This window comes from Acetatifactor sp., from assembly GCF_982438285.1.
This window is the reverse complement of the sequence record NZ_CEWDFQ010000240.1, coordinates 1-4,822: the sequence shown is the minus strand read 5'-3', so window position 1 is coordinate 4,822 and position 4,822 is coordinate 1. Positions and strand designations below refer to the sequence as shown.

5 protein-coding genes are annotated in these 4,822 nt (G+C 47.0%); all 5 read left to right on the top strand.

The window, feature by feature from the left end; genetic code table 11:
* The first annotated feature begins 136 nt into the window (after positions 1–136).
* Positions 137–1,255 (top strand): LacI family DNA-binding transcriptional regulator, encoded by a 1,119-nt coding sequence (locus AC1WIP_RS11440; protein WP_481141946.1) that lies wholly within the window; start codon positions 137–139, stop codon positions 1,253–1,255.
* Positions 1,252–2,670 carry a carbohydrate ABC transporter substrate-binding protein gene (locus tag AC1WIP_RS11435; RefSeq protein WP_481141945.1) on the top strand — a complete coding sequence of 473 codons (1,419 nt, stop codon included), beginning with the start codon at positions 1,252–1,254 and terminating at the stop codon, positions 2,668–2,670. The genes AC1WIP_RS11440 and AC1WIP_RS11435 overlap by 4 nt, the downstream gene beginning before the upstream one ends.
* A gap of 121 nt (positions 2,671–2,791) precedes the next feature.
* Positions 2,792–3,703, top strand: coding sequence for a carbohydrate ABC transporter permease (locus AC1WIP_RS11430; RefSeq protein ID WP_481141944.1), 912 nt, complete (start codon positions 2,792–2,794; stop codon positions 3,701–3,703).
* An 11-nt stretch (positions 3,704–3,714) separates the two neighbouring features.
* A complete protein-coding gene (locus tag AC1WIP_RS11425) occupies positions 3,715–4,581 on the top strand; it encodes a carbohydrate ABC transporter permease (protein WP_481141943.1) in 867 nt (288 codons plus the stop codon).
* A gap of 135 nt (positions 4,582–4,716) precedes the next feature.
* Positions 4,717–4,822 (top strand): HAAS signaling domain-containing protein (locus AC1WIP_RS11420; protein ID WP_481141947.1); only part of this gene is annotated, 106 nt, incomplete at its 3' end.

Below are 4,822 nucleotides of genomic sequence, written 5' to 3'. Positions count from 1 at the left end.
GCAAAATTGTAAAATATGTTGTATATTGAAAATACGAAAACGATTAAGTCAAGTGTAAATCGGAACTGTCAGAGAAGGAAGCCCTTTGGGAAACGATTTTTCAGCAACCTTCTGTCAGTAGACGGGGAGAAGAGCTATGGCATCATTAAAAGATATTTCCGCCCGGTGCGGTGTGTCTGTTGCAACGGTCAGCAAGGCGTTGAACAATCACAAGGACATTGGAGAGGACACAAAGGAGCGTATCAGGAAGGCGGCCAAGGAATTGGGGTATCTGCCCAATCTTTCGGCAAGGGCCTTAAAGACAAACAGAACATATGCAATCGGGGTTCTGTTTGCAGATGAAGCCAGGAGCGGACTTACCCATGATTATTTTGCCAGCGTGCTTGACAGCTTTAAGCGGACGGCCGAGAAAAGCGGCTATGATATCACTTTTATCAACAGCTGCCGAAACAGAGAGGGAAGGATGTCCTATCTGGAGCACAGCCGGTACAGAGGATTTGACGGCGTGGTGCTTGCCTGCATTGACTTCAACGACCCTGAGGTGATAGAGCTGGTGCAGAGCGACATTCCGGTTGTGACCATTGACTATCTTTTCAACAACAGAATTGCTGTTTTGTCGGACAACGTAAATGGCATGAAGGATCTGCTCGAATACGTGTACAGTAAGGGGCACCGGAGGATTGCTTATATTCACGGCGCAGAGTCTGCAGTCACCAGCAGCAGGCTGTCCAGCTTTTACAGGACTGCGGAACGTCTGGGACTTAAGGTTCCGGATGAATATATCAGAGAAGCGGCATACAGGGACACCGTAACCACATATGATGTGACCAATGAGCTGCTTGATCTGGCGGAACCGCCCACCTGCATTTTATATCCCGACGATTTTGCGGCCTTTGGGGGAATCAGTGCCATCAGGCAGAGGGGCTTAAGAATACCGGAGGATATATCCGTTGCAGGCTACGACGGCATACAGTCCGCCAGAAATCTGGAACCTCAGCTTACCACGGTAAGGCAGGATACGGAGCAGATCGGATGCGTGGCGGCCAGAGAGCTGATTAGTCTGATTGAAAGGCCCAAGACGACTCTGATAGAACAGCTTATCATTTCCGGATGGGTGGAGGAGGGGAAATCCGTGGCCTCCATGCCAGAGGAAAAACAAAAGGCATTTATGCTGGACGGAACAGGATACCCGGGCGGCGTAAAAATAAATGCAACAGCAAAAAACAGCACAAAAAAAGGGAGGAAAAAAGAATGAAGAAAAAAGTACTCAGTGCTTTACTTGCAACAGCCATGATCACTGCCATGCTGGCAGGATGCGGAAGCGAGCCTGCAGCCAGCGAAAGTCAGACCGCTTCGGAGACTCCGGTTTCGGAAAGCAGCTCTTCGGAACCATCCTCGGAGGCGGCGGATACTGGCTCTGGGGAGGCGGCTGACGAAGGAAAAATTTTGAACATCTACTGCTGGAACGAAGAATTCAAGACCAGACTTACAGATCATTATCCGGGATATACGGAGGTTGACGGAACCACCGGTACAATTGGGGATGTGACGGTAAAGTGGAATATCACGCCAAGCGATGACAACGCGTACCAGAATAACCTGGATGCTGCGCTTTTGAAGCAGGCGGATGCTGCGGCAGATGACAAAATTGATATGTTTTTGATCGAGGCGGATTACGCACTTAAGTATGTGGATACAGAATATACCATGTCTGTGGCTGATCTGGGAATCACGGATGCAGATTTGGCGAATCAGTACCAGTATACCAAGGATATTGTTACAGATTCCAACGGTGTATTGAAGGGCCTTTCCTGGCAGGGATGCCCCGGCGTTATGGTTTACAGCCGCGATGTGGCTACGGAGGTTTTTGGAACAGATGATCCGGCTGTGATTCAGGAAAAGGTAGCGGACTGGGATTCCTTTAAGGAAACGGCTGCGGAGCTTGCGGCTGCGGGATACTACATGACCTCTTCCGTAAACGACACTTATCGTGTGTACTCCAACAATGTATCCACAAAGTGGGTTGTGGACGGCAAGATTGTGATTGATGACAATCTGATGAACTGGGTGGAAGATTCTAAGGAGATGGTAGACGCAGGACAGACCAATACCTATGAGCTGTGGAGCGATGACTGGAGCAAGGGCTTTTATCCTGAAGGAAAGGTATTCTGCTACTTCGGACCTGCGTGGTTTGTTGACTTCAGTATGGCTGCAGACACCGAGGGAAGTATTGCAAATCTTGGCGGCTGGGCTGCAACCGAGGGTCCTCAGGGCTTCTTCTGGGGCGGAACCTGGATTTGTGCAGCGACTGGAACGGATAATGCAAGTCTGGTGAAGGACATTATGCTTCAGCTGACCACAAACGAAGAAATCATGACAGAGATCGCAGAGGCGGACAATGATTTCGTAAACAACAAGCCGGCAATGGAGGCCATGGCTGCAGATACCTCTTATCAGAGTGCGGTGCTGGGAGGCCAGAATCCTTTGGCTATGTACTGCGCAGGTGCAGAGAAGATTGACCTGAGCAACCTGTCCGCATATGATCAGGGCTGTAACGAGGAATTCCAGAATGCTATGAAGAATTACTTTGACGGAAACGCAACGCTGGATGAAGCGCTGGATCTGTTCTACAAAGCAGTTGAAGAAAAGTATCCTGAGCTGACGCATTAATTGACAGATTAATGTAAATATTTGAATCATTGGGGGAGTCATGCCTGTCTGGCTGGTCGGGCAGGCATGACTTGATTTATGATAACAGGAAGCTCGCAAAAAAGAAAACGGAGGACGTATTATGAAAGGCAGACATCGGGGGAAGGTGGTAAGCTATAATAAATGGGGGTACATATTTTTGATTCCCTTTGTGGCAGTGTATCTGGTGTTTCAGCTGGTTCCGCTGGTAAGTACCATTTACAACAGCTTTTTTGAAAATTACCGTTCGGGACTGACGCAGGTGGGTCCCAATTTTGTGGGACTTGAAAACTATAAGACCATTTTTGCCAACCAGGATATCTGGGTCTATGCAAAGAATACGCTGATCATGTGGCTTATGGGATTCATTCCCCAGATTTTGGTTTCCCTTCTTTTGGGAGCATGGTTTTCCAACCCCAGTCTCAGGCTGAAGGGGCAGAGATTTTTCAAAACTGTGATCTATCTGCCAAATCTGATTATGGCATCCGCATTTGCCATGTTGTTTTTCACTCTGTTTTCTGATGGAGGACCGGTCAATTCCATTTTAATGCAGCTGGGAATTTTGGATTCACCATACCGGTTTTTATCCAATGTCTGGAGTACTCGGGCATTGGTGGCATTTATGAATTTTATCATGTGGTTTGGAAACACAACCATCCTGCTGATGGCGGGCATGATGGGCATTGACACCTCACTGTTTGAGGCCGCTCAGGTGGACGGAGCAACCTCCACGCAGGTGTTCTTTAAGATAACGCTGCCGCTTCTTCGGCCTATTCTCATCTATGTGGTTATAACCTCGTTGATCGGCGGATTGCAGATGTTCGACGTACCGCAGGTTTTGACAAACGGAACGGGAGATCCCATGAGATCCTCTATGACACTGATTATGTACTTGAACAAGCACCTGTACAGCAAAAACTACGGCATAGGCGGTGCGTTGTCGGTGATTCTGTTTATCATTACAGGTATTTTGAGTCTGATTGTCTATAAATTTTCAAATGAAAGGGATAAATAGGTGGTGCGAGCATGAAAAAGAAGGAAAGCTATGAAATAAAAAAGGGCATGGGCATCAAGGCAAGAAGAGCCATTGCCTATGTGGTGCTTTTGCTGGTATCCTTTCTGTGCCTGTTTTGGTTTTATGTGCTCTTTATCAATGCCACAAGGTCGCATTCAGAGCTGACCAAAGGTTTTACGCCCTTTCCCAGTACACATCTTTTGGAAAACTGGAAAAATCTGCTGGCCGGAACCCTTCCTGTGTGGAACGGCCTGCTCAACAGCTTCATTGTAGCAGCCCTGAGCGCTGTGCTGAGCACTTATTTTTCCACCATGACGGCTTATGCAATTCACGTGTATGATTTTAAACTGAAAAAATTTATGTTTACCTTTATCCTGATGATCATGATGATTCCATCGCAGGTGACGGCCCTTGGATTTTTGCAGCTGGTGGGAAGGATGAATCTGGAGGATTCCTTTATCCCTCTGATTGTTCCTACGATTGCTGCCCCTGTAACCTTTTTCTACATGAAGCAGTACATGGAAAGCACGCTGCCCCTGTCTTTGGTGGAGGCGGCCAGAATCGACGGTTCCGGCGAATTTCGGACTTTCAACACCATCGTGATGCCGTTGATGAAGCCGGCCATTGCCGTACAGGCGATTTTTACCTTTGTCACAAGCTGGAACAATTACTTTACGCCCGCTCTGATTCTGCATGACGATAAGAAGAAAACGCTGCCTATTTTGATCGCTCAGCTGCGTGCGGCGGACTGGCTGAAATTTGACATGGGTCAGGTTTACATCATGATTGCATTTTCCATCTTTCCGGTTATTTTGGTGTATCTTTTCCTGTCAAAGTTTATCGTTCAGGGAGTTGCTCTGGGAAGTGTGAAGGGCTAACGGTTTCTTTTTATAAAAACTTTAGAAAACCTTTCTTTTACTTATATTTACCTGCAAAAAGAGACATGATACAATGTTAAAAAGTATATGTCTCTTTATTTATGGGATAATCTCCGGCCGTAAAGGAAGGAAAGTATGACAAAACAGGAATTTTTAAACAGGCTCAGGGCTGCCTTGAGTGGAAAGCTGTCTCCGGGTCTTGTGGAGGATAATATAAATTATTATGAGGATTATATCGATA